The sequence below is a fragment of the Octadecabacter arcticus 238 genome (assembly GCF_000155735.2).
Taxonomy (GTDB): Bacteria; Pseudomonadota; Alphaproteobacteria; order Rhodobacterales; family Rhodobacteraceae; genus Octadecabacter; species Octadecabacter arcticus.
This window is the reverse complement of sequence record NC_020908.1, coordinates 1,832,158-1,858,157: the sequence shown is the minus strand read 5'-3', so window position 1 is coordinate 1,858,157 and position 26,000 is coordinate 1,832,158. Positions and strand designations below refer to the sequence as shown.

The window sequence follows — 26,000 nt, the reverse complement described above, 5'->3', positions numbered from 1 at the left end:
TATTGGCCGCGGGCCTGTCGCGCCGCATGGAAGCGCAAAACAAGTTGTTGTTGCCGGTCGGCGGCAAGCCGATGATCCGTCACGTCGTTGAAACCTACCTTGCTGCTGTGGACGGTCAGGTATGCGTGGTCACAGGTTTTGAAGCCGATAGGATCAAGGTAGCGCTGGCAGGTCTGCCAATCCAGTTTGTACGCAATGCAGAATATGAGGCGGGACAGCCGTTTTCGGTCCGTGCAGGGCTTCTTGAAGCACCCGATGCGCAGCATCATCTCATCGGGCTTGGCGACCAGCCACAACTCACGGCGGACGATTTGCGCGCGTTAATTGCGGCGCATTTGGCGGCAGATGTTCAAAAAATTTCGATTCCTTTCCAAGATTCCACCCGCGGCAATCCTATCGTAGTACCTTGCGCAATGCGCGCCCGATTACTGGTCAATCAGGCTAATCCTGGTTGTGGAAATTTAACACGCGCCAATCCTGAACTAGCCCAACATATCCCGATGCCGCAACCCGGCTTCTTCAACGACATCGACACGCCCGCCGCGTTTACGGCTTTTGAACAAATGACATCACAGAGGGCCATGACATGAAAAGGTTACGCACCTACTTTCGGCGCTGTTGTCAAAAATGGGCCCTCACTCCTGCGCAAGCCGAAACGCTTGCGTCCATCAAATCCCCCTGCTGTTAGGAAAGAAAAACTATGGAACTCAAAGACGAAATTACCATCAATGCGCCAATGGCCCGCGTTTATGAGGCCTTGAACGACCCTGAAATTCTGCGCCAGTGCATCCCTGGGTGTGAAGAACTTATCCAACACTCAGATACTGAACTGGAGGCAAAGATCTTGCTGAAGGTTGGGCCGGTAAAGGCGCGGTTCAGTGGTAACGTTCAGCTGGACAAAAGCGGCGCGCCTGATGCTTTTTCCCTGACAGGTCAAGGCAATGGCGGCGCGGCAGGCCACGCCAAAGGAGGAGCAGATGTGACGTTGGTTGCTGACGGTGACACCACGATCTTGACCTATGAGGCCAAGGCGCAAATCGGCGGTAAGCTGGCGCAACTCGGGAGCCGGCTAATTCAGAGCACTTCAAAAAAGCTTGCGGCGAAATTCTTCAAGAACTTTGCCGATGTGTTGGATGCCGAGAAGGTTGGATAATCACATAACATACCAAGACCACGCTGTTGATGTTCTGGCGCAGGTTGCAGCTTATATCCGAACGGGGCAGCGTTTTGTCTTGATTACCTCTGTGGATATCAAAGGCGGCAGCGCGCGTGATGTCGGGTCATTGGCCGTTGTGGCGGACACGGGCGAGATGACCGGTTATATGTCAAATGGCTGCATCGATCAGGATATATTGCTTCAGGCGCTTGACTGCCTGGCAGTAGGAACAGCGCGGTTGTTGCGTTACGGTGATGGTTCGCCTTTCCACGATTTGACCTTGCCATGTGGTGGGGCGTTATCAGTATGGATCGACCCTGCTCCCGACAAAGCAGCGCTGGTTGCAGCCTATGAGGCGCTGTTGGTTCGTACACCCGCAACGCTAATCTTCTATCCCGCATCACAAACAGGTCCGGCTGTTCCTGCTGCGATCACGATCGTTTATCAACCCAAGGTGGCCCTGACACTTGCTGGGCGTGGCGCTATTTTTCGCGCTACAGCCAAAGTTGCAAATGCCATCGGATTTGATGTGACTGGCTTTTCCCCTGACATGGATGATCTGATGGCGGTCACGGCCTACTGCAAAGTCCCCCCAACGCATGTGACTTCGCGCAATAGCATTACAAATCTGAACCTAGATCAGACCAGCGGCTTTATAACGCTGTTCCACGATCACGATTGGGAACCCGCGTTCCTTGTCGCAGCGCTGGCGACCACTGCCGGATTTGTCGGCGCTTTAGGAAGCCAGAGAACCCACGCGGCCCGACTTGCCCAGTTGGCTGACATTGGCGTCTCAGATCGGAATCAACAGCGTATCAGGGGGCCAATTGGCCTTGTGCCATCGCTGCGCAATGCCGACCTAATTGCAGTCTCGGCACTGGCCGAAGTCGCGCAGGCATTTGCGTACGACCAACAAGTGGTCGTTGAGGCTCATCAGGCCTATCAAACTGCTCAAATGTCCGTTTAGGTCCCTGTTTTAAAGTCGCCTTTGTTCTCCCAATTGTCATTTGAAGAAAGAGTGCTGATGATTGAGGCGCTCGTTGGTGCGCCGTAAGTAATCACTTTGCCAGCTTCTTGATGTCAGGCATTCGCTGCGAAATAGTAAAGCGGTAAAGTGGCCTAGGTGCAGCCATTCGCCGTGTTCTCAAACGATTGACGTCCGCGGGATGGCATCCTTCAAGAACCGCAAAGCAGCCTTTCGAGCGTCGCGCACTTTGGGCTCCGGAGCTGCCTTTAGATCGATTGCAGCATTCTTGGTTTCGACCTCTCAATGAATGGCAGCTTTCGCTGGATCGCCCTTGAGACCGCGCGCCTGCAGCGAAGGTCCGCAATCCACCCTTAATGTAGGAATGTGCATGGCGCAGCATCTGTCACTATCGGCCCAAACCGAAATTTGGTACTTTCTGCAGAAAAGGTCAACTTTGGGTCCTAGTCGGCAAAGCGCAATCAACTTGCAGCTGCAGCATTTCTGAGCAACCGCGGCTTCAGAGCAGTCATTGAAAACTAAGCGCTCCAATCTGTTTGGGTCACGCAGAGCGCTTTGATCCTTGAATAGACTGTCGTCGGTGCGATCTCCAAAAGACGGGCAGCACCTGTTGCGCCGGAAACTCTGCCTTGCGATCGACGCAGGCACCGGATGAGATTATCACGTTCAAGTCGTTTCAGGTCAGAGACAGACATGATGTCATCGCTATGCTTGGCTTTACTGGCAGTGCCCGGTTGAAATTCGAGACGCAGCTTGCCGCCCTTTGCCAAAATCGCCGCGCGTTCAATCACATTTTCCAGTTCACGCACATTGCCGGGCCATGTGTAGGTCAGGAGCGCTTGGATATTCGCCTTTGATAACCGCGTGGGTGACACGCGCAGTCTGCTGGAGGCACGATCCAGAAAATGTTGAGCCAAAAACGGGATATCGTCGGGGCGGTCTTTCAAGGCATCGCATTGAATAGGAAGAACGCTGAGTTCGAAATAAAGGTCTTGGCGAAAGCGTTCGGTGCGGACTTCGATGGCGAGGTCACGGGCCGTTGTTGAAACGATCCTGAGGGACACGGGGGTGTCATATGCATCGCCGATACGTCTGAAAGCCCCGTCCTGGATCACCGCAATCAGCTTGGCCTGAAACGCCTTGGGCAGATCGGAGACCTCATCGAGGTGCAATGTGCCGTTGTTGGCCAGCGCAAGCTTGCCGGTGGTGTCACGCACGGCGCCGCGAAATGCCCCGCGCCGGTAGCCGAACATTTCCGCCTCGAGGCTTTGGGTGGGAATGTCAGAACAATTCACCCGCACCAATGGCCTTTTGCGTCGGTTGCTTGCCTCGTGAATGGCGCTGACTGTCAGGGCTTTGCCCGTCCCCGAAGCACCCGAAATCAGGACATTTGTTTGGGTGTCGGCGACCAGATCAATCTGCGTGTTGAGATTGCGGATCGAGGCCGATTGCCCGATGATTCCTGCATGAGACCTGAAATTGCGTATCTCGGTCAGCAGAAAATCGTTCTCTTGTTCCAATTGGAACCGAAGTTTTTCCACTTCTTCCAGTGCACGGTGAAGTTTTTTTTCGTTTTCCTTGCGCTCGGTCACGTCGCGAAAGATCACAACCGCCCCAGCCAGCACGTCGTGATCATAGATTGGGGTAGAGACGTATTCGACCATAATCGGTTTGCCGTCCTTGCGCCAGAACGCGTCATCATCGACCCGCACGGTTTTGTCACGCCGGAACGATGCGTAGATCGGACAATCCTGTGCGCGAAAATGTTCGCCGTTCAAGTGGTGATGGTGGATGATCTGGTGCAAATCCCGCCCGATCAGGTCTTCGGCATTCCAGCCCAGCATCTCTTGTGCGGCGCGGTTGACGAATGTGGCTTTGCCTTCGGCGTTGATCCCGTAGATGCCTTCTCCCGCGGCCTCAAGTATCAGGTGGTTCTGCGCCTCCATTTCGCGGAAGAAACCGTGGATGTTCTGCCATTGCATCAAACCAGCGCGGTGGTGGGCGTCTTTTTCGGCGATTTGGTTGCGCCATTCTTGCGCGTCCAGATCAAGGAAGCTCAGCATCACATGTGCATCCGAAACGATCGTTCCGAAGGTCTGCAATCGCAGCGGACTGCCATCGACCCTCTCAAAGGTGAGGGTGGCTGTGGTGTAGCGCCCAAAATGCAGCACGGCCTCAAGAAAGACAGCCATGTCGACTGCCGGTGATTGCAGCGCCGTGTCGAGCGACGCCGCCGTAAGGTTTGAACCAAACAGGCGCGCGGCTTCCGAATTATGCGACGCGATGTCCCTGTGGTGGGCATCGATCACAAGGCTCGCAAGTGGTTGATGTTCGAGGGTGAGGGAAATGTCAGAATCAAGGGCCATGCAGTGATGTGACCGGAAACCGGATGCCAATGCACTTACGAGGTTTCGTAAATTACGAAATATCGTGTATTGTGCACATTTTTTAGTCAATATTTTCAGTATATTGCTGATTTTAGACACTTTGTTAACCGCACTTAAGGACGCAAAACGCCCGTGTCACCCTTGGTTCAAATCAAACCATGGAGGTCATTATGACAGTTAAAAGTCTTGGAAATCCGTTCTCAAAGGACACCGATTTACGTCACGGTCAAAGCTGCCCTTGCGACAGCTGCAAGTCGTCACCAGCACCCGTCGCCACGCATATGTCCAGCGAAGAGATGCTGGAACAAGCCGTCGAAAGCGCGATTGTGCGGTCAGTCTTCGGACATAGCGATATTGGCCGTCGGTCTTTCATGGGGATGGTGGGTGGCACGACCGCCGCCGCAGCCCTTGCGTCTGTGTTCCCGATGAATGAGGCGAAGGCGCGTATCCTCGACAACCTTGGGCCACCGGAAAAAACTGACCTCAACATCGGATTTGTCCCTATCACCTGCGCCACGCCGATCATCATGGCTGAGCCTTTGGGTTTTTATGAACGCTACGGTTTGAACGCAAAGGTCATCAAGACTGCGGGTTGGGCAGTCGCCCGCGACAAGTCCCTGTCGGGTGAATATGACGCTTCCCACATGCTGACACCGATGCCGCTGGCGATGACGCTGGGTGCCGGTTCGGTGGCTGAGCCCTACATCATGCCAGCCATTGAAAACATCAATGGTCAGGCGATTGTTTTGGCAAACCAACACATGGACAAACGCGACCCAAAGCAGTGGAAGGGCTTCACCTTTGGTGTGCCGTTTGAATATTCCATGCACAACTTCCTGCTGCGCTACTATGTGGCCGAGTTCGGTCTGGACCCGGATGTCGATATCCAGATCCGGGTTGTGCCACCGCCTGAAATGGTCGCGAACTTGCGTGCAGGCAACCTTGATGGTTATTTGTCGCCTGATCCGTTCAACCAGCGTGCAGTTTATGAAGGCATTGGGTTCATCCACATCCTGACCAAAGAAATCTGGGAGGGTCATCCATGCTGTGCCTTTGCTGCGCCTTTGTCTTTCGCGACCGAATTACCAAATACCTACGGCGCGTTGCTCAAGTCGATCATTGACGCAACGCAATATGCGTCCAACCCCGACAACCGCGTTGAGATATCGGAGGCGATTGCCCCGACCAACTACCTCAACCAGCCGGTTACAGTGATCCAGCAGGTCCTAACGGGGACCTACGCGGATGGTCTGGGCGAGGTGCAGCGTGTGCCGGATCGGATCGATTTTGACCCGTTCCCGTGGCAATCTATGGGCGTGTGGATCCTGACGCAGATGAAACGCTGGGGCTATATTGAGGGCGATGTTGATTACAAAGGTGTGGCCGAACAGGTCTTTCTTGCGTCTGACGCACGCAAGGTCATGACCGACCTTGGCTATGATGCACCGGCGGAAAACTACAAATCGCACATGATCATGGGCAAAACGTTTGATTACAACGAACCCGAAGCCTACATCGACAGCTTTGCGATCAAAGCAGACTGATGGACATGCTGTCAGAAAACAAACGGGCCGCAATTTGGTCAATTGTCTTGCTCTTGGTGAGTCTGCTTGTGTGGGAGCTCTCGATTTCCCCACAGGAGCTCAACACCGGAGAGCTGACCGAATACGAACTTCTGACAGGTGCGGGCACTGCCAAAGCTGGCGTGCCGCCCCCCAGTCAGGTTTTGGTCAAGGCATGGCAGGAATTATCAAACCCGTTTTACGATGCTGGCCCTAACGACAAGGGGATTGGTATCCAGATCGGCTATTCGATCTACCGCGTTCTTACGGGCTATTTTCTGGCAGCGTTCATTGCGATCCCGCTTGGGTTTCTGATTGGCATGTCGTCGGTGGCGCACAAAGCGTTGAACCCGTTCATTCAGGTTCTGCGGCCGATTTCGCCGCTCGCCTGGATGCCGCTTGCCCTGTTTATTATTCAAGATTCAGAGGCGTCGGCGATCTTTGTGATCTTCATCTGTTCGATCTGGCCGATGTTGATCAACACGGCGTTTGGTGTGGCGGGCGTGCGTGAGGACTGGGTCAATGTGGCCCGCACCCATGAATTGGGGGCTCTCAAAACAGCGTTCACCGTAATCCTTCCTGCTGCTGCGCCAACGATTGTTACGGGGATGCGGATTTCCATCGGGATTGCGTGGTTGGTCATTGTGGCGGCAGAAATGCTCGTCGGGGGGACCGGCATCGGCTATTATGTCTGGAACGAGTGGAACAACCTCGACCTGACCTCAGTCATCTTTTCAATTCTCATGATCGGCGTTGTCGGCATGTTGCTGGATGCGGCCTTTGGCCTGCTGCAGCGGCGCGTCGCCTACGTTGAATAGGGCAGGCCCATGGCATCTTCATTTCTCAGCATCGAACGGCTGACGCAAAAATATCCTGACGGAAAAGGTGGTGAATTCACCGTGTTCGAAAACGCCAGCTTCGGGATCGAAAAGGGTGAATTTGTTTGCATCCTTGGCCATTCGGGCTGCGGCAAATCAACCATTATGAACATCCTTGCTGGTCTGGCAGAACCAACGTCAGGCGTGGTCAAAATGGACGGCTATGCGCTGTCCGGTCCAAGCCTTGACCGTGGTGTGGTGTTTCAGAACTATTCCCTGCTGCCGTGGCTAACCGCTTTAAAGAACGTGACATTCGGGGTGGCGGCGCGGTTCCCCCACTGGACCAAACAGCAGGTCGAAGACCATTCGATTGCGTTTTTGGACAAAGTCGGATTGTCCGGCGATGCCATCTACCGCAAGCCCAGCCAATTGTCAGGTGGAATGCGCCAGCGCGTGTCGATTGCCCGCGCGTTTGCAAACGAACCAAAGCTGTTGTTGCTGGATGAACCTTTCGGCGCGCTTGATGCGTTGACGCGCGGTACAATCCAGGAAGAGCTGTTGAAGGTCTGGAGCGGAACGGACCAGACCGTTTTCATGATCACCCACGACATCGATGAGGCGATCCTTCTTGCAGATCGTATTTTGTTGATGACAAACGGCCCATTGGCGCGGGTTGCAGAAAGCGTCGAGATCACCATTCCAAGGCCGCGCACGCGCACCGAGATCGTCGAGAACCCCAATTACTATGCGATCCGCAACCATCTGGTGCAGTTCCTTGGAAAACGGTCAGCCGAACTTGCCGGACAGCTAAGCGAGGACGGTGCGGCGCATACGCCAGAGACGATCCGAATTGATAAGACAGAAGATGCGGCAAGCGATACGCCGCTATTGCAAGCGGTTAGGACATGACCACTAACACGCCGCGGCAACCCGTCCCGCCCTTTAGCTATGATGACGCAGTCCAAAAGGTGCGGATGGCCGAAAATGCTTGGAACAGTCGTGATCCGGCCAAGGTTGCATTGGCCTATACTCCCGACACGCAGTGGCGCAATCGGTCAGAATTCTTGAATGGCCGCGACGAGGTTGAGGCATTTTTGACCGCCAAATGGGCGTCTGAGGCTGATTATCGCCTGATCAAGGAAATCTGGGCCTATGGCGAAGACAGGATCGCGGTGCGGTTTTGCTATGAATATCAAAACGATGCGGGCCAATGGTTTCGCGCCCATGGCAACGAGAACTGGGCGTTTGATGCGGCTGGCTACATGGCGCAGCGCCACGCCTCGATCAACGGCGTGCCAATTTCCGAAAGCGACCGCCTGTTTCATTGGCCAAGCCTGGGGCCACGGCCTGACGATCACCCGGGCCTGACAGCACTTGGTTTGTAACCTGAGATCCTCAAATTCTAACAAGCACAAAGGACACCCCACAGATGAGCGACATGACCAAAGAAGACGTCACAGCAATGATACTTTCGGCCAAGAAAACCGCTGGGATGACATGGGAAGGCATTGCCGAAAAAATTGGTATGTCGCCAGTCTGGACCCATTCTGCGGCGATGGGCATGAACGCCTTTCCGCCCAAGCAAGCGGCTTTAATGGTCAGCACAATCGGCCTGCCACAAGAAGCAGAAAGCGTGCTGTCCGAAAGCCCGACCAAGATTTGGGAACAGGCGGTGCCGACCGATCCCTGCATCTACCGTTTCTATGAAATCGTTGGTGTTTATGGGCCGACCCTCAAGGCGCTGATTCAGGAGAAATTTGGTGACGGCATCATGTCTGCGATTGATTTTGATATGTCCGTTACCCGCGTCGAAAACCCTAAAGGCGACCGCGTCAAAGTTGAGATGTCGGGGAAATATCTGGGATACAACAGCTGGTGAAACATGTGCGATAAACGCCCAATGTTTAATTTACGCTGGTTCATAAGGACGTTGGCTCAAGGTCAGGCTCTGGCAGAAAGTGAGACGACAATCATTTGAAAATAAGCTCGAGCGAACTCTGGCGAAGGGCCGTGTGTCCCACGAAGCGGACCTCTATGCAAAGCGCAGCGAATGTCGGCAATCCGCCCTTCATGTCGAAATGTGCGTGGCGCAGCATCTGTAACTAACGGCCCGAGCACTAAATCGCTCCGCGATAGGGGCGCTTGCTGCGGGTGTAGGGCTTAACAGGGATTTGTTGCGCGATTCTAGATTTTGGGTGTGTGCTGTTGGTCGAGGTGATTTTGCCTCGATTGACAGAGGATATTCCGATGAACATTCAACAATCGACACCAACGACGCCCCTTCGTGCGCGCATGATTTCCGATATGTCAGGGCGCAATCTCGGCCCTGCATCACAGAGTAGTCACCTGCGCGCCTGTAAGCGTTTTGCGGCTTGGTTAGGGCGCTCGCCAGAGACGGCCACGCCAGACGATGTGAAGTATTTCCAACAACACCTGATCGAGAGCGGCGTCAGCATCTGCACCCGAAACCAAACGATGACAGGGGTCAAGTTTCTGCTCCGCGTGACCCTTCGACGGCATGATCTTGTGGCCGAGATCTTCCATTTGAAGGAACCGGTGAAAGTGCCACTGGTGCTGAGCAAAAAGGAGATTAAACGCATTCTGGCTATGGCTCCGAGCCTGAAGGCGCGCGTGATGTTGTCGCTGGCTTATGGCTGCGGGATGCGTGCGGGCGAGGTCGTGCGGCTCAAAGTTGGTGATATCGATAGCGATCAGGAAATCATCCGCATCGTGCAATCGAAGGGGCGCAAGGATCGCATCGTCATGCTGCCTGTCGATATTTTGAGCCTGCTGCGCGACTGGTGGAAAGAACGGCCGACCGGTCAGGACAAGGATGTTCCTGCACCCGAGCGGGTCCTCTTTCCCGGCTATCGCGGCAAACACCTCTCAGCGCGACAGATATCGCGGCTATTTAAAGAGACCGCGCGGGAAGCCGGGATCACCAAACCGGTCACGCTGCACACGTTGAGGCACAGTTTTGCAACCCATCTGTTGGAGCGCGGCGTCGATATCCGGGTGATCCAAGCCTTGCTCGGGCATTCCAAACTGACAACTACTGCGCGCTATGCCAGCGTTGCCACGGGCATGATTGCGGCAGTGGACAGTCCGCTGGATGATCTGAATGGAGCCAAGCGGAAGAAGGGCAAGCCTTAGCCTTCATAGGCCACCATGCCCAGTCGATCACTGGAGGTCGCGGATATCTTCCGTGACCATGGTGCTGCTTGGCGTGCCGCAAACGCAGGACACATCAGCCTGAACCAGTTCAAAGTCATGAGTGCGATTGAGCGCTGTCGAACCGCGGCGCTTGGCGGTCATGTCGCGCGCTGCGCCGACTGCGCGCATGAGCATATCGCCTACAACTCATGCCGCAACCGTCACTGCCCAAAATGCCAGGCGGGTGCAGCGAAGATATGGCTTGCGGCACGTGAGGCTGAACTGCTGCCTGTGCGGTATTTCCATCTGGTCTTCACCTTGCCAAAGCAGATTGCTGACATCGCATATCAGAACAAACGCGAGATCTATAATCTTCTGATGCGGGCAAGCGCGGACACTGTGGTCAGAATCGCCGCTGATCCTAAACATCTGGGGGCAAAGGTTGGCATAACGTCGGTCCTTCACACTTGGGGCTCGGCGATGACCCACCACCCCCATGTCCATATGATCGTGCCGGGGGGAGGGCTTTCGACAGATGGTTCAAAATGGATCGCCTGCCGCAAGAACTTCTTCCTGTCTGTCCACGTTCTATCCCGCTTGTATCGGCGGCTCATTCTGGAAGGGCTGGCCAAGCTGCATAAGGCCGGGAAACTGCAATTCTTCGGCGATCTCACAAACCTTGCAGATCGAAATGTCTTTGACACTTTCCTGCAACCGCTGCGTAAAATCGAATGGGTGGTCTACGCCAAAGAACCCTTCACCGGGCCAAAAGCGGTGCTGGCATACCTATCGCGCTACACACATCGGATTGCCATTTCAAACAGCCGGTTGATCCGTTTCGATGCGCAAAACGTCACCTTCCGCGCCAAGGACTATCGCCTCAAAGGTGCGGGCCGCCACACGACCATGTCCTTATCCACAAATGAGTTCATTCGCCGGTTCCTGATCCACAAATGAGTTCATTCGCCGGTTCCTGATCCACGTGCTGCCCAGAGGCCAGCACCGCATCCGACATTATGGGTTCTATGGGAATAGCAACCGCACGGCCAATATCGCGCGGATCCGGCAACTGCTGGGGGCCAAAACCCCTCACAAGGAGCACGATAAAGGCAACACCATCAACGATGCAGATGAACCTCCTCGTGTTCTTGCTCTGCCTTGCCCATGTTGTGGCGGGCAGTTGATAATCGTCGACACAATCGCACCAGCCCAACATCCCAGAGCGCCGCCAAAAACACAAAGGGCTGCTGCATGACGCGCGCACCGCACATCACGAACGACACCCTCGGCCGCTCGCTATATCTCCTGCGAACCAATCGGCATGCTTTGATCAAGCGATCAGCGTGGCAAAACATGGTGACGCCGACAAAATACCGTGAGTTTCAACCAACAGCAGGCAAAACTGGCGCTGCGCTTAACTCAATGCGCCCCGCCAAACTGGCCTGTCAGCTCCGGGCGAAAACACACGCATTGCGCAAATCCCCATAGCAACAATCGATCCACCCAGACCAACCCCGCGATTTCCCGCTTGAGCGCTTCTCCGACGCCAGGCAATGTTCCGCGTCACCCAAACCTCGCGCGTGGCGTCCGAGAAACCTACACCAGAGCGGTCATTCGTGAACATCGCGGCGAACGGCAGGAGAGAGCCGGTTTTGCAGTTTTTCTGCATTGCAGCCAATAACGGCTTTGACGACTAGCCCAGAACACTCTCTTATCAAATTACCCTATTTGGACCCATAGGCGCTGACGTCTGACAGGCTGCATATGCTGATGACAACACAACGCCTTCACGCCGCGAAATTTTTTAGCCGCTGATCGCGACCCAGCACAGTGCCAAAGTTGTACACGCCATTAAGCTCAGGGTGGCGATAGCGGAGATGAAGGTAAAGTAAGACTGTCAGATTGGACATTGGGGCGCGCAATTTTCTAATAAGTCGCCAAGAAGAAATAAAATTCGGCGACCCATTGTAACCGCATTTCGATGTGCCCAATTCTCATACATCGGCACTCAGGTGTGGCGAGTGCCAATGAGTCTCTAAGCATGCCACCCATTCCCGGAAATCTTCAGAAGGAACATTTCCATGTCGTTTACCCCCCTACATGACCGTGTCTTGGTTCGCCGCATCGACGGTGACGAAAAGACTGCAGGCGGCCTTATCATCCCCGACAACGCAAAAGAAAAACCTCAAGAAGGTGAAGTTGTTTCAGTCGGTGCTGGCGCAAAAGACGACGCAGGCGCACGCATCGCAATGGACGTCAAAGCTGGCGACAAAATTTTGTTCGGAAAGTGGTCCGGTACTGAAATTAAGATCGACGGCGAAGAACTGATGATTATGAAGGAGAGCGACATTCTTGGCATCATGGCCTGAACCTCGCACCTCTTTTTCCATATTTTTAAATTAGGAATACCGACATGTCTGCAAAAGACGTCAAATTCAGCACGGACTCCCGTGACCGTATGCTTAAGGGCATCAACACTCTCGCCAACGCCGTAAAGGTTACACTCGGTCCCAAAGGCCGCAATGTGGTCATCGACAAGTCCTATGGCTCGCCGCGTATCACCAAGGATGGTGTCACGGTCGCCAAAGCAATCGAGCTCTCAGACCCGTTTGAGAATATGGGCGCACAGCTTGTCAAGGATGTAGCATCGCGCACCAATGATGAGGCCGGTGACGGCACGACTACCGCGACAGTTCTGGCACAAGCCATCGTCAAAGAAGGAATGAAAGCGGTCGCCGCCGGAATGAACCCGATGGACCTGAAGCGCGGTATCGACAAGGCTGTGGCTGCAGTTGTGGCCGAGGTTAAAGCAATGTCTCGACCCGTGGGCGATACGGCTGAGATCGCGAAAGTTGGCACTATCTCTGCCAATGGCGAAGCAGCAATCGGTCAACAGATCGCGGACGCGATGGCGAAGGTCGGCAACGAAGGCGTCATCACGGTTGAAGAGAACAAGGGCCTAGAGACAGAGACAGAAGTGGTCGAGGGCATGCAGTTCGATCGCGGCTACCTTAGCCCATACTTCGTCACGGATCCCGCCAAGATGACAGCGGACTTGGAAGATTGTGTCATTTTGCTTCATGAGAAAAAGCTGACATCCCTAGCACCAATGGTTCCCTTGCTTGAAGCGGTCATGAAGGCGGACAAACAGCTTTTGGTTATCGCGGAGGATATCGACGGCGAAGCACTTGCTACGCTGGTCGTGAACAAGTTACGCGGTGGCCTGAAGGTTGCTGGCGTCAAAGCCCCCGGTTTTGGTGATCGCCGTAAAGCGATGCTCCAAGACCTTGCTATCCTCACTGGCGGACAGGTGATTTCCGAAGAACTGGGCATCAAACTAGAGAATGTCACGATGGACATGCTTGGCGACGCTAAGAAGATCACGATCACCAAAGACACGACAACCGTGATCGATGGGTCCGGTGACAAGGCGGCAATCGCTGCACGCGTTACTCAGATCCGCGCGCAAATTGAAGATACCACCTCTGATTACGACAAGGAAAAGCTGCAAGAACGGCTTGCAAAGCTCGCAGGCGGCGTTGCGGTGATCAAAGTTGGCGGTGCCACTGAGATCGAAGTGAAAGAGCGCAAAGACCGCGTCGATGACGCCTTGAACGCAACCCGTGCAGCCGTTGAAGAGGGCGTTGTACCAGGTGGCGGTGTCGCATTGGTGCATGCCGGTAAGATTCTGGAAGGTCTCAAAGGGGATAATGCGGATCAGGTGGCCGGTATCGCCATCATTCGCAAGGCACTTCATGCACCCCTGCGCCAGATCGCAGAAAATGCCGGCGTCGATGGATCGGTTGTTGCCGGAAAGATCGTTGCGAACAGCAGCAAGACGTTTGGCTATGATGCGCAGTCAGAGGAATACGGCGATATGTTGAAGGCCGGTGTTATCGACCCGACCAAAGTCGTTCGGATTGCACTTGAATATGCCGCATCGGTTGCGGGATTGCTGATCACCACTGAGGCGATGATAGCTGACAAACCGTCCAAGGCTGGTGGCAGCAGCATGTCTGACATGGGCGGAATGGGCGGCATGATGTAGACGACCGCCGTCATGGCCTGCAGATGGAAGTTTGCAGGCCAGACCCATTCGTCGCCGATAAACGATAAGAGATTTACATTTTTTGGAGTAAATTTTCACAGGTAAAAAGTTGGATTGACGGTCGACTAAGACCGTCTAGTTTCTGGTCGTCGACCTCAAGGCAATTAGTTTCATTATTCTGGAACCTGCCATTGATGCGCCCGCAGCGAAAGCTCACTTTGTCCGGCTGAGCGGTCACTCATGCAGACTGCAGCGAAGGTCCGGTTTCCGCCCTTGTTGTCGAATGCCGCACTGCAATGGGGCAGTGAGCCCCCTGCCCTAACTAGCCCAACATCTAACCGCTAAGCACAAGATTTTAGCAGTTCGGGACAAGCATGTTTTGCACCTGATTGGCCTTGTCGCACGAAAGGACTGACGGGATTCATATTGTGAATCCATCTTCGTAGCTGGCGGATATGAGCAGCTATAACGGTGGATTTTTGTGGTGAATCCTAGTGGTGGGATTTGTGCAAAAAAGCCCATCAACGGCTTTTACAACCCGCGTCGCCTCCACTCAGCACTGGGTTGGGAAAGCCCTGTCACTTTCGAACGGAAGGTGGTTCAAGCGAGCACTTGGGGCGGCACTAAACCGTGGCTGGTCCACTAAGCTCTCGTTCCAAACACTTCCGCAGCTACGCTCTCGCCAATCGCAAGTGCGCCCTCAATTAGACCAGGGCTCAATTCCGATACCTCCGACACAGCGAACCGAACTCGGCCATCGAGATGCGGTTGTCTGAGCACGGCGGGGCCGACGTCAGGATGGGCGGCGGGGTGGGAGACGTCCAAGTCTGTCACGATACGAGGGTTCGCTGCCCAGTCTTCAACGACAAGCTTTGTGGGACATAGCGCCGCTTTTCCAAAACATTCGGAAAGCTGATCCAAAATGGCCTGCCTGAGACCTTCAGGGTCGTTTCGCCGTTGTTCCGGCGACCAACTGACAAAACCAAATATCGCTGCAGAAGTGAGGTCGACGCCAGTATGGTCGTGCGCCTCGATCAGCGGCCCGCTGCGACTTGCAATCCTACCGGACAGCCCAGCGTCTCGCCAGAAAGGGCGCTCATAAAGGACCACGGCTTTGGCGTGAGTAGCCATCCAGGTTGGTGTGCTGAGCATTGCATCGATTAGGTCCGATGGCGCCCAAGGAAGGTTAAAGGTCAAGGCGGCGACCCGAAGCGGAACCGCGACAATCACCTTTTGCGCGATGACGACTTCACCTGAACCAAGCTGAACGGCGATTTGTTTTTCTCCAACCTCAGAAATTCCAGTGACCGAAACCGATGTCCGAATGTTAGCATCACCAATTCGGTTGGCGAGGGCTTCAATCAAGGCCGTCGGACCGCCGACGATGCGAACCATACCATCCTGCCCAGGCATAGGCTGGCGAACCGGAGCCGGACCGTATCCAAGGATCACGGCATCCCCTTCGTTAAATTGTTCGAAAGTCGACAAACCAAGTTTTTCGAGCCATCGCGCGGCTACGGGTTGATACTTTGGCCAAACCCAGGTCGGGCCGAGATCGGCAAGAGCGTGCTGGCTGACAGGATCACGCAGCGCGCGAATTCGGCCCCCGATGTGCGTGCTGGCCTCGAGGACTTGAACCTTGGCGCCAGCATCGCAAAGTATTGCTGCTGCCGTCAGCCCAGACAGGCCTGCACCAATAACGACTATGTCCAAAATTTCACCTCAACGATTGTGACAGAAGCAGAAACCAACTCCAATGACCGCCGGATGCAGCATTCGCGTGGCCTATGCAAACCCCACAAAGGATCAATTCAGGCCCACAACTCCTTAGAAACCGGAGCGACCAACGCAAATGTTGCTCGGAAAGGCCAAACCTCACCTCAACCTGATTTGTGCAACAACAAAGCCGTTGCTACCGCGAGCTTGGTCACTTCACCAAAAACAACAACAAGAACCATATCTCCAGAGCAAATAATAATACCTGTTTTGAATCTAACGGGGTGTGCATTTCCCCTGTGAGGGAAAGGCTCGCAAAGGACCCAAACACTTCAAGATTACACGTTAAATTCTGCCACAAAGGGCGGGAACCGGACTTTCGCGACAGGGTGAGCGAAGGTCTGTTAAGCAGGACAAAATAGTCTAATCTAACTGTAGCAAATTCCTTCAAGTAGTAGGAATGTTTGGGTGCGTTGCATCGATAATGATGCGGCGGCTCATCCCAATTTTATCTGGCACAACTCTGAACTGAGGATGAACGAACTGATACAACGGCGTTAAAGGAAATGCAGGTGAAGAGCGATGGCAGAAGATGATCAGATTGAACTGGCGAAACATTACACGAACAAACTGACTGATCTGGTGATTGCGGCTAAAGCTGCCAACGAGAACACGCGGCACGTGGTCTACTCATCGCGTCTCGTCGGTCAAATACCCCGTTCCTACGCTGCGCTTGCGTTTAAAGATTTGCAAAACACGTTGCTATATTTCTCTGTTGTTCGTGCGTGTTCCTTGTTTGACAAAGCGGCGAATGATCGTGTCAGTCTGCATACAGTTATTCGCGCGATTTCAAACAAGAAGACAGTTCGCAAAGTCGCACGCGAAACATACCGTTACCATGCAAATCAGGGCGAGCCGCGCAGATTGACTCCGGAAGATGACCCCGAAATCAGAAAGTTGCTGGCCGATCACTGTAAGAAGTACAGCGACGAGCGAGGTCGTAAAGAAGAGCAGCTCGTGTATCGCAGAGTGCGCGTCGCGCAGAAGGTTGTAGGTCGTGCCGAACGTCTGCTCATCAAGGATCATCTTCGACCATTTAGAGATAATTTCATTGCTCACAACCTTACGGACAGCACTCGAAACGGCACACAGATCAGCTTCATGCTCGGAATGGAAAACCGCGCGATCCAGCACGCGAAATGTGCAGTTAATCAGCTTCACCTTGCTTTGAATGGTGCAGGTTTCGATTGGGAGGGCCTCGAAAAAATTCAGCGTCGGAACGCAAGTGAGTTCTGGGACAATCTGAATTTCGAATTGCCCGATGATACGAAAGCTTAGCGTAGTTTCGAATGCAGACATCGCCGTATCCCGCCAAATAAACGCCGCCTGCGGTGTAGGTTTCTCGGACGCCACGCGCGAGGTTTGGGTGACGCGGAACATTGCCTGGCGTCGGAGAAGCGCTCAAGCGGGAAATCGCGGGGTTGGTCTGGGTGGATCGATTGTTGCTATGGGGATTTGCGCATTGCGTGTGTTTTCGCCCGGAGCTGACAGGCCAGTTTGGCGGGGCGCATTGAGTTAAGCGCAGCGCCGGTTTTGCCTGCTGTTGGTTGAAACTCACGGTATTTTGTCGGCGTCACCATGTTTTGCCACACTGATCGCTTGATCAAAGCATGCCGATTGGTTCGCAGGAGATATAGCGAACGACTGAGAGTGTTGTTCGTAATGTGTGGTGCGCGCGTCATGCTGCAGCCCTGTGTGTTTTTGGCGGCGCTCTGGGGTGCTGGGCGGGTGCGATTGTGTCGACGATTATCAATTGCCCGCCACAACATGGGCAAGGCAGAGCCAGAACACGAGGAGGGTCATCTGCATCGTTGATGGTGTTTCCTTTATCGTGCTCCTTGTGAGGGGTTATGGCCCCCAGCAGTTGCCGGATCCGCGCGATATTGGCCGCGCGGTTGCTATTCCCATAGAACCCATAATGTCGGATGCGGTGCTGGCCTCTGGGCAAAACGTGGATCAGGAACCTGCGGATGAACTCTGACGTCGCCAGCGTCATGGTGGTGTGGCGACCCGCGCCTTTAAGACGGTAGTCTTTGACGCGGAAGGTGACGCTGCGCGCATCGAAACGGATCAAACGGCTGTTGGATATTGCCACCCTGTGCGTGTAGCGCGACAGATAGGTCAACACGGATTTGGGCCCGGCGAAGGGTTCTTTGGCGTAAACGACCCAGTCGATTTGGCGCAGGGGTTTGAGAAATGCGTCGAAGGTATTCCGATCAATAAGGCCCGCATGTTCACCGAAGAATTGCAGCTTCCCGGTTTTGTGCAGCTTGGTCAGGCCTTCCACAATGAGACGGCGATATAGACGGGACAGAACTCGGACGGACAGGAAGAAGTTCTTGCGGGAGCTGATCCATTTTGAACCATCCGTAGACAGGCCACCGCCCGGGACGATCATATGGACATGGGGGTGATGGGTCATAGCCGAGCCCCAAGTGTGCAAAACCGACGTGATACCAACCTTGGCACCCAGATGCTTCGGATCAGCAGCAATCTTGATAACCGTGTCCGCACTTGCCCGCATCAGCAGATTATAGATCTCGCGTTTGTTCTGATGCGCGATGTCGGCAATCTGCTTGGGCAGTGTGAAGACCAGATGGAAATACCGCACGGGCAGCAGCTCGGCCTCACGTGCTGCCAGCCATGTCTTGGCTGCACCAGCCTGACATTTTGGGCAGTGACGATTGCGGCATGAGTTATAGGCGATGTGCTCGTGTGTGCAGTCGGCGCAGCGCGCGACATGTCCGCCAAGCGCCGCCGTGCGGCAACGCTCAATCGCACTCATGACTTTGAACTGGTTCAGGCTGATGTGCCCCTTGTTTGCCGCACGCCAAGCAGCACCATGGGCGCGGAAAATATCCGCAACCTCCAGTGATGAATCGGGCATGACGGCCTATGAAGGCTTAGGCTTCCCCTTCTTGCGCTTGGCCCCATTCAGATCATCCAGCGGACTGTCCACCGCCGCAATCATGCCGGTGGCAACACTGGCATAGCGCGCAGTAGTTGTCAGTTTGGAATGCCCGAGCAAGGCTTGGATCACCCGGATATCGACGCCGCGTTCCAGTAAATGGGTCGCGAAAGAATGACGAAGTGTATGCAACGTAACAGGTTTTGTGATCCCAGCTTCCTGCGCAGTCTGTTTGAACAGCCGCGATATCTGTCGCGACGAAAGGTGCTTGCTGCGATAGCCGGGAAACAGGTTCCGCTCGGGTGCAGGAACATCTCTATCCTGACCGGTGGGGCGCTCTTTCCACCACTGACGCAACAGGCCCAAGATATCGGACGGCAGCATGACGTTGCGATCCTTGCGCCCCTTCGATTGCACGATGCGGATGATCTCCTGATCGCTATCAATATCGCCGACCTTGAGCCGCACAACTTCGCCTGCGCGCATCCCACAGCCATAGGCCAGCGACAACATCACCCGTGCCTTAAGACTGGGGGCCATGGCCAAGATGCGCTTGATCTCCTTCTTGCTGAGAACCAGCGGTATCTTTACCGGTTCTTTAAGGTGAAAAATCTCAGCCACGAGATCATGACGTCTCAGGGTCACGCGGAACAGAAACTTGACGCCAGTCATCGTCTGGTTTCGCGTGCAAATGCTGACGCCGCTCTCGACCAAATACTGCTGGAAATACTTCACATCGTCTGGCGTGGCAGTCTCCGGAGACCGCCCGAGCCAAGCCGCAAAACGCTTGCAGGCGCGCAGGTGGCTGGACTGGGACGCAGGGCCGAGATTGCGCCCTGACATATCCGCGATCATGCGCGCACGAAGGGGCGTCATTGGTGTCGGTTGTTGAATGTTCATGGGAAAACCCTCTGTCAATCGAGGCAAAATCACCTCGACCAACAGCACACACCCAACATCACAAAAAGCGAAACAAATCCCACCTCAGCGCAACGCCCAAAACAAGCGCCCCTATCGCGAAGCGATTTAGTGCTCGGGCCCAGACCTGCCGTTCGCTGCGGGCCGGTCGAAGGTCCCCTAAGGGCCGTTCGTGACAAATGCTGCGCCATGCACATTTCTACATGAAGGGCGGATTGCGGACCTTCGCTGCGCTTTGCATAGAGGTCTGCTGTGCAGACTCAGCGCCTTTTCGCTTCCGATGCGCCAAGGGCCGCTATTGGCTTGCTGTTTACAGACTGCGTGCGAGCAACGCCAATGCTGACACGGTCGCCAGCCCAAGCGCCCATGGCCGAATTGCACCGCGCTCAAAACGAGTTGCTAAAGGTCGCGACGTCCTCAAAGCTACTGGTACTAGCGGTGCGAGCGAGGCCGCAAACGCGAGTTGTGGCAGGGTGAGAACCCCGGCGACCGAAAGCGCCACTATTGAGATTAGGGTGCCAAAACCATAGAAAGCGTTCTGTGTCGCGGCTGATCTTCGCGCTTCAACGTTGGAATAGAGGATCGCCATTGGGGGCGCACCGATGCCTGTGAGTGTTCCCATGACGCCGCCAACTCCACCAGCAATAAAGAGAGAGGGTTTGGAAATCGGAAATGTTGTACCAAACAGTGTCAGGCTGACTGCAAACAACACAACAAGACCCACAATGATTGCCAAGGCATCGGTCCCGACAACAGCCGTGGCGATGTAGGCGGCAATGCTTGTACCCAAAATTCGACCTGCAAAGCCGGGTGGCAAGTCTTTCCATTCGACGGAATCTCGAGTGTTAAGCATAGCGCCTGAGCCAATGATGAACCCAACAAGGATAACCGTTCCGGGCACCCATTCTGGGGCGACAAGCGCCATAACAGGTGCGGCAAACATCCCATAACCTGCGCCCGACAACCGTTGAATAAGTGTGCCAATGAAAACCGTGATGGCACAAACCACCCACGGTCCAATTTCAGGTAAAAAATTATCTAGCATTCAGTAGGCCTATCTTGATTTAAGTTAATTACCAAAGTCGGGTTTGATCACAGGAAAAAGAATGCAGTGGTCATCTCAGCCCCCATGCCGATGATACCGAGGCGAAGCATATCAACTCGCTCAAGTGTCTATTTCTAAAGACGTCTGCTGTGAGGTGGAATATTCTCGGGCGTAACGACCTGAATAGGAGACATTGTGGTGTAAAGCGGAGCGGGCGTAAGCTTGTGATGATGCAAGAAGGCTTGGAACACGTTTTGTAAATCAACGCGAAGGTCATGGTGCAGAACAAAACTGAGACGGCCATCTTCGATTAACCGTCTGTTGTCGTTGTCCAGATCGTGGGCCACATAAATATCAGGCAGTGACCCGTTCTGTTCGAGGGCATTCAAAATAGCCGTGTTGCCGCCGCCCATCGAATATACGGCACGCATTTGGTCCAGACCTGTGACAATACTTTGCATGATACGCGATGTTTCAAAATGCACGCCGCTGCCCCCACTTGCATCAATGATGCGCAGGTTTGGACACAGTCGGGTCAGGGTCGCATTGAACGCCACTTCTCGCTCTTCCTCCCCCAAAAAATGATCATTACTTCTTGAGGTCAGGACTGTTCCTGCACTGTCGCCGACTGTTTTCGCAATCAAATAGGCCGCCGTGCGACCTGCGCTTTGATTATCAAGGCCGACATAGGCAATGCGCTTCGTCGTGGTCAGGTCAGTAACCAACGTGACCACAGGAATGCCTGATGCGATCAATTGATCCACCGCCGCCCTAATTGCCGGCAGATCACGCGCTTTGATGCACACGCCATGGCTGCCACGTTTGGCGATGCGCGACAAAGCCACGGTGACATCGTCTTCGCTCATAATCTCCTGCGCTTGGAACCTTGGACGGCACACGGCGCTCCCGATACGTGGTAAAACCTGTTCAGCGGCCTGCTGTACTTCACGGCTAAAGCGCGTTGGCGCTTCGATGACAAAATCAAAAAACAGACGTCGCCCACGGGCGGTCAATTGCACCTCTTGTCCTTCAAGTTCGGAAATGGCTGCGGCAACACGTGCCTTGGTTTGCGGGCTGACGTTCGCGCGATTGTTTATCGCACGGTCAACCGTCGCGGTGCTGAGACCTGACTGTCTCGCAATTTCTTTAAGTGGAAAACGATGCGTCATTTGATGTGTTTCTGATGTCTTTTGGTGAGCCAATCAAGGTTTCATTGGTGCACATTGAGGGCAACACAGGGAGAGATTCAATGATGAACCATATCGAAACTGATGCAGGATACTTTGATAACGCCGAATGTGATCTGAACGCATTCACTCTGCTTATTGATCAAACTGCAAACGCATCAACCGTTCCGAACGCAGACGACGTCCAAAAGAATACCCCAATTTATGACATGGCCAGATTGCGTCCATCGCTTGAGGACAAAGAGCGGCGCCAGACAATTATGGCTGAATGGGCGCGTGTTCTTCAGGCGGGTGCAGGCGTTCTGGTTTTACGTGGGGCGTACGCGGACACTACCGTTCTTGACGAGGCCACAGCAATCTACGAGCAAATTATTGCAACAGAAAAACTGGCAAGTGGCGGTGGAGGTGACCATTTCGCGGCATCTGGGTCCAATGACAGGATATGGAACTCCTTGCAAAAACTGTGCGAAGAGGCTCCGGATGTATTTTTACGATATTTCGCCAATACATCCATCGCTGCGGCGTGCGAGGCATGGCTTGGCCCAAACTATCAAATGACAGCTCAGATCAATCTGGTTCATCCAGGCGGTGCGGCACAGCAAGCCCACAGAGACTATCACCTCGGCTTTCAAACGGCCGAAATTAGTGCGGAATATCCCGCGCATGTTCACGACCTTTCGCCTGCTCTGACGCTGCAAGGTGCCGTCGCACATTGTGACATGCCAGTTGAAAGTGGCCCAACAAAGCTTTTGCCGTTCTCGCAACTTTACCGCGCAGGTTATGCCGCGTGGCGACGGGACGATTTTAGGGCGCTGTTTGAAGAGCGTTGCATTCAATTGCCACTGGCGAAAGGGGATGCCCTATTTTTCAACCCAGCACTTTTTCATGCGGCCGGCGCAAATACGAGCAGTGACGTTCACCGCATGGCCAACTTGTTGCAGGTGTCGTCTGCGTTCGGGCGTGCCATGGAAACTGTAGACCGTGAGGAGATGTGCAAATTGCTGTATCCCCATGCGATGGCCGCACACCAGAACAGCACATTGGGCGTTTCAGACCTAAAGGCTGCAATTGCTGCGTCTGCAGAAGGGTATTCATTTCCGACCAATTTGGACCGCGATCCCCCCAAAGGCGGGCTTGCACCTGAAACCCAGCAAGCGCTGTTTGCGCGTGCCCTTGCTGAGGGTTTTGATCTTCAGGAATTTGGAGCGATTTTGGATGAAATGCGCGTCAAACAATTAGCATAGCTTCAAGCTATCGGCGTAAAAGTGTCTGCCGTTTTCGCTCGGCCAGCCTTGCAGAGCGGCCATTCGCCGCTCTGCAGAAAACTGTCACTTGGCTCGTAGCTGCCGTTCGCTGCGCGTTGCCTCAAGGTCCGGTTAGGGCCGTTAGCACCAAGCACTGCCCACATGCCAAGGGGCAACCAAAAATAGGCAGCAAGCAACAAATATAGCCAGTGCCAAAGCTGGGTTTACGTGCGCAACTCCACTGACCAGTAAGACAGTGTTTTTGACAACAACCTAAAACACTGTGTTGGAAGTTTGTGTTGAGTTAGTGTGTTGGAAGAGTAAGTTCATTTGCTGTGTTAAAGTTACTGTGTTTTCAATTGGTATTGCCGTTTAAGCCGTTCATATAGAGCCATGCTTTCCACATCTCTAAAATCAGTTTTACATCACGTCAGATACTTCCCTTTGTGGTCGGCTTTGACTGTTCTTCGATGGCGCGCCTTTGATTTGCGGTCACGTGGGTTAGGAACGACATTCGGTGTGATTATGCGTTGGTTTCCGCCAGCAAGACGCCGGTTTGACCGTGAAGCCAAACGGGTTTTTCCCGGTGTGAAGCGCAGTGCGCGCGCTAAGCTTGGTCAAAAAATGGGCATGCAAATGGGGCGGACGCTCTTTGAGATCTATCACGACGCTGAGTTTCAAACCCAACACCACAAATTCAACGCCTCAGGCCCTGGTCTTGTTGCCCTGAAAGAGGCTCAAGCGGCTGGCAAGGGAGCGATCATTGTTTCTGGCCACTTTGGCCAATGGGAAGCTGTTCGCGCAGTTATCAAAATGCAGGGACTTGAAAGCGGAGCTGTGTATCGACCAAACAAAAACCGCCATTACGAACGCCGCATTTTTGCGGGGATTGAAGCAGGGGGGAAGCCAATTTTGGCAACTGGCCGCGTGGGAACCAAGGCTCTTGTGCGCCATTTGCGGGGCGGCGGTATTATCTCAATCTTATTAGATGAGAAGTATTCGGAGGGTGTGCGAATACCTTTCCTTGGGTATGATGCTCTAACATCTCTCTCTGCGGCCCAGCTTGCACTCAAGTACGACCTACCCATGATACCAGCCTATGGTATCCGCACTGAAGACGGGAACGCGTTCAACGTGGATTTCGAAGCCCCAATCCCACACACCGACAGCATTACAATGACCCATGCTTTCAATGACAGCCTATCTGCGCGGATCATGGTTGATCCAGAACAGTGGTACTGGATGTTGAGGCGTTGGGACGCTGTGTGAGGGTAAATTTAGTCCGCTGATCGATGTTTTAGCCGACGAAATGCTGCGCGATGCACGAGTGGCCGCTTCGGCGGGCCGCACAGCAGCATCCTGAGGTGGACGTGAACGACAGCAATGTGAACCAGACCGGGTTTACCGGAGACGGTTTAGTTCCTATTCTGCAGCTATAGTAACAGTGTTCAGGCTGTCATAGAAGTTCCTTTCTGCTTGTGCTGGAGCGATGTATCCGATGGGTCCAAAACGGCGTTCGTGATTGAACCAGTGAACCCAATCGAGCGTTGCAAATTCGACGTCTTTTTTGCCTTGCCACGGGCCCTCATGCTCGATGACCTCAGCCTTGTAGAGACCGTTGATTGTCTCGGCCATCGCGTTGTCGTAGCTGTCACCAACGCTGCCGACTGACGGATCGATTTTGGCTTCTTCAAGGCGCTCTGTGTATTTGATCGACAAGTATTGAACGCCTCTGTCGCTATGATGAATAAGGGTCTTTGGATCTGGTTGACGCGCAGCTAGCGCTTGATCCAGAGCATCGAGCACCATCTGGGCATTGGGAGAGGAAGAGACCTTCCAGCCAACGATGTAGCGCGCGAAGACATCAATGATGAACGCGACATATACAAAGCCGACGGCGGTTCTGACGTAGGTAAAGTCAGCAACCCACAAGATGTTTGGTGCTGGTGCCTTGAACTTTCGGTTCACCTTGTCTTCAGGGCACGGCAAGGCAGGGTTACTCTTCGTGGTTGTCACATCACCGCGTGTAATTCCCTGTATTCCCATGCTTTTCATGAGGCGAACAACCGTGCAACGGGCGACTACAGTGCCCTCGTCGAGCAAGTCATGCCAGATTTTCACGGCCCCATATCGCTTCCTGCTCTTCTCCCAGTAGATGTGGATCTTGGTCATTAAGAAGGTATCGCGCTTTGCGCGGGCAGAGGCCTTCTCAGGATCAAGCTCAATCGATTTGTGGTGGTAATATGTGGATGGCGCGATCGGCAAAACCTTGCAAATCGCCTCGACGCCAAGATGCTCACGATGGTCGTCTATGAACATGATCATCTCTTCCATAGGCGGTCGAGGTCCGCCGCCGCGAAAAAAGCTGACGCCTTACGAAGAATGTCATTGGCCTGGCGCAGCTCACGGATCTCGCGCTGAAGCTCTTTCATCTGCGCGCGCTCAGACTGTGTCAAACCTTCCCGATCACCGGTTTCAACCGCCTGCTTGTTGACCCAGTCCCGAAGCGTTTCGGGGCTACATCCTATCTTCTTCGAAATCGATCTGAAGCACTCAGATCGCGTCCGATAATCCGCTTCATTCTCAAGCGCCAAACGCACTGCGCGCGCACGCACTTCTGTCGAAAAACGGTTCCCTGAATTTCCTTTTGTCATGACTTACCTTCCAAGCTTTATGCTCTCCGGTAAACTCGGTCTGGTTCAATGGCCGTCCCTGTTCAGGCTGGAAAGGTGTGCAATCACCGAGCCAGCCCTAACCGACACCTGAGCAGCATACCCAAGAATGGCTGTGACTCGGTTAACATGCAGTGTGCG

21 protein-coding genes, 1 pseudogene and 1 other annotated feature are annotated in these 26,000 nt (G+C 54.1%); of the genes and pseudogenes, 15 read left to right on the top strand and 7 right to left on the bottom strand.

The window, feature by feature from the left end:
• Positions 1-2 precede the first annotated feature (2 nt).
• From OA238_RS09715 to OA238_RS09705, 3 genes are all read left to right on the top strand, one after another.
• Positions 3-590 (top strand): nucleotidyltransferase family protein, encoded by a 588-nt coding sequence (locus OA238_RS09715; RefSeq protein ID WP_245581482.1) that lies wholly within the window; start codon positions 3-5, stop codon positions 588-590.
• 110 nt (positions 591-700) lie between these two features.
• On the top strand, positions 701-1,153 hold the full coding sequence (locus OA238_RS09710; protein WP_015495030.1) for an SRPBCC family protein: 453 nt from the start codon (positions 701-703) through the stop codon (positions 1,151-1,153).
• Positions 1,146-2,123, top strand: a complete 978-nt coding sequence (locus OA238_RS09705) for an XdhC family protein (RefSeq protein WP_144055871.1) — start codon at positions 1,146-1,148, stop codon at positions 2,121-2,123. Before OA238_RS09710 ends, OA238_RS09705 begins: the two co-directional genes overlap by 8 nt.
• Before the next feature lie 536 nt (positions 2,124-2,659).
• On the opposite strand, the gene OA238_RS09700 is transcribed toward OA238_RS09705, so the two are convergent.
• Positions 2,660-4,507 carry a sigma-54 interaction domain-containing protein gene (locus tag OA238_RS09700; RefSeq protein WP_015495028.1) on the bottom strand — a complete coding sequence of 616 codons (1,848 nt, stop codon included), beginning with the start codon at positions 4,505-4,507 and terminating at the stop codon, positions 2,660-2,662.
• 191 nt (positions 4,508-4,698) lie between these two features.
• Between OA238_RS09700 and OA238_RS09695 the strand changes: the two genes are divergently transcribed.
• The 9 genes and pseudogenes from OA238_RS09695 (at position 4,699) to groL (ending at position 14,109) form a co-directional block, all read left to right on the top strand.
• Positions 4,699-6,072 (top strand): CmpA/NrtA family ABC transporter substrate-binding protein, encoded by a 1,374-nt coding sequence (locus OA238_RS09695; protein WP_015495027.1) that lies wholly within the window; start codon positions 4,699-4,701, stop codon positions 6,070-6,072.
• On the top strand, positions 6,072-6,908 hold the full coding sequence (gene ntrB, locus OA238_RS09690) for a nitrate ABC transporter permease (protein WP_015495026.1): 837 nt from the start codon (positions 6,072-6,074) through the stop codon (positions 6,906-6,908). Before OA238_RS09695 ends, ntrB begins: the two co-directional genes overlap by 1 nt.
• 9 nt (positions 6,909-6,917) lie before the next feature.
• Positions 6,918-7,817, top strand: a complete 900-nt coding sequence (locus OA238_RS09685; protein WP_015495025.1) for an ABC transporter ATP-binding protein — start codon at positions 6,918-6,920, stop codon at positions 7,815-7,817.
• On the top strand, positions 7,814-8,293 hold the full coding sequence (locus OA238_RS09680; protein WP_015495024.1) for a nuclear transport factor 2 family protein: 480 nt from the start codon (positions 7,814-7,816) through the stop codon (positions 8,291-8,293). Before OA238_RS09685 ends, OA238_RS09680 begins: the two co-directional genes overlap by 4 nt.
• Before the next feature lie 44 nt (positions 8,294-8,337).
• Positions 8,338-8,787 (top strand): cyanase, encoded by a 450-nt coding sequence (gene cynS, locus OA238_RS09675; RefSeq protein WP_015495023.1) that lies wholly within the window; start codon positions 8,338-8,340, stop codon positions 8,785-8,787.
• A 368-nt stretch (positions 8,788-9,155) separates the two neighbouring features.
• Complete coding sequence (locus tag OA238_RS09670) at positions 9,156-10,061, top strand: tyrosine-type recombinase/integrase (protein WP_015494990.1); 906 nt, start codon at positions 9,156-9,158, stop codon at positions 10,059-10,061.
• Positions 10,062-10,076: 15 nt separating this feature from the next.
• Positions 10,077-11,316: pseudogene (locus OA238_RS09665) on the top strand (IS91 family transposase).
• Positions 11,317-12,142: 826 nt separating this feature from the next.
• Positions 12,143-12,430, top strand: a complete 288-nt coding sequence (locus OA238_RS09655; RefSeq protein ID WP_015495022.1) for a co-chaperone GroES — start codon at positions 12,143-12,145, stop codon at positions 12,428-12,430.
• Positions 12,431-12,474: 44 nt separating this feature from the next.
• Positions 12,475-14,109, top strand: a complete 1,635-nt coding sequence (groL, locus tag OA238_RS09650; protein WP_015495021.1) for a chaperonin GroEL — start codon at positions 12,475-12,477, stop codon at positions 14,107-14,109.
• A gap of 642 nt (positions 14,110-14,751) precedes the next feature.
• Here groL and OA238_RS09645 read toward each other — a convergent pair.
• Positions 14,752-15,822 (bottom strand): flavin monoamine oxidase family protein, encoded by a 1,071-nt coding sequence (locus tag OA238_RS09645; RefSeq protein ID WP_015495020.1) that lies wholly within the window; start codon positions 15,820-15,822, stop codon positions 14,752-14,754.
• A gap of 585 nt (positions 15,823-16,407) precedes the next feature.
• On the opposite strand from OA238_RS09645, the gene OA238_RS09640 reads away from it, so the two are divergent.
• On the top strand, positions 16,408-17,163 hold the full coding sequence (locus OA238_RS09640; protein ID WP_044036596.1) for an AbiU2 domain-containing protein: 756 nt from the start codon (positions 16,408-16,410) through the stop codon (positions 17,161-17,163).
• A 400-nt stretch (positions 17,164-17,563) separates the two neighbouring features.
• Here the strand turns inward: OA238_RS09640 and OA238_RS09630 are convergent, their stop codons facing one another.
• From OA238_RS09630 to OA238_RS09615, 4 genes are all read right to left on the bottom strand, one after another.
• On the bottom strand, positions 17,564-18,772 hold the full coding sequence (locus OA238_RS09630; protein WP_015495018.1) for an IS91 family transposase: 1,209 nt from the start codon (positions 18,770-18,772) through the stop codon (positions 17,564-17,566).
• Between the two features lie 6 nt (positions 18,773-18,778).
• Complete coding sequence (locus OA238_RS09625) at positions 18,779-19,693, bottom strand: tyrosine-type recombinase/integrase (protein ID WP_015495017.1); 915 nt, start codon at positions 19,691-19,693, stop codon at positions 18,779-18,781.
• A gap of 328 nt (positions 19,694-20,021) precedes the next feature.
• Positions 20,022-20,756: a sulfite exporter TauE/SafE family protein gene (locus OA238_RS09620; RefSeq protein ID WP_044036592.1), complete on the bottom strand. Its 735-nt coding sequence runs from the start codon at positions 20,754-20,756 to the stop codon at positions 20,022-20,024.
• A 134-nt stretch (positions 20,757-20,890) separates the two neighbouring features.
• Positions 20,891-21,925, bottom strand: coding sequence for a LacI family DNA-binding transcriptional regulator (locus OA238_RS09615; RefSeq protein ID WP_015495015.1), 1,035 nt, complete (start codon positions 21,923-21,925; stop codon positions 20,891-20,893).
• A gap of 80 nt (positions 21,926-22,005) precedes the next feature.
• Between OA238_RS09615 and OA238_RS09610 the strand changes: the two genes are divergently transcribed.
• The gene (locus OA238_RS09610; protein WP_015495014.1) at positions 22,006-23,187 is read left to right on the top strand and encodes a phytanoyl-CoA dioxygenase family protein; all 1,182 of its coding nucleotides are present in this window, start codon (positions 22,006-22,008) and stop codon (positions 23,185-23,187) included.
• A gap of 393 nt (positions 23,188-23,580) precedes the next feature.
• Positions 23,581-24,456, top strand: coding sequence for a lysophospholipid acyltransferase family protein (locus tag OA238_RS09605; RefSeq protein ID WP_044036589.1), 876 nt, complete (start codon positions 23,581-23,583; stop codon positions 24,454-24,456).
• A 153-nt stretch (positions 24,457-24,609) separates the two neighbouring features.
• Here OA238_RS09605 and OA238_RS09600 read toward each other — a convergent pair.
• A protein-coding gene (locus OA238_RS09600) for an IS3 family transposase (protein ID WP_245581481.1) occupies positions 24,610-25,841 on the bottom strand; the annotation gives its coding sequence in 2 pieces (ribosomal slippage) (positions 24,610-25,541 and positions 25,541-25,841; 1,233 coding nt in all).
• Positions 25,438-25,554 (bottom strand) — a sequence feature (AL1L pseudoknot). Its footprint overlaps the gene before it by 117 nt.
• Positions 25,842-26,000: the final 159 nt, after the last annotated feature.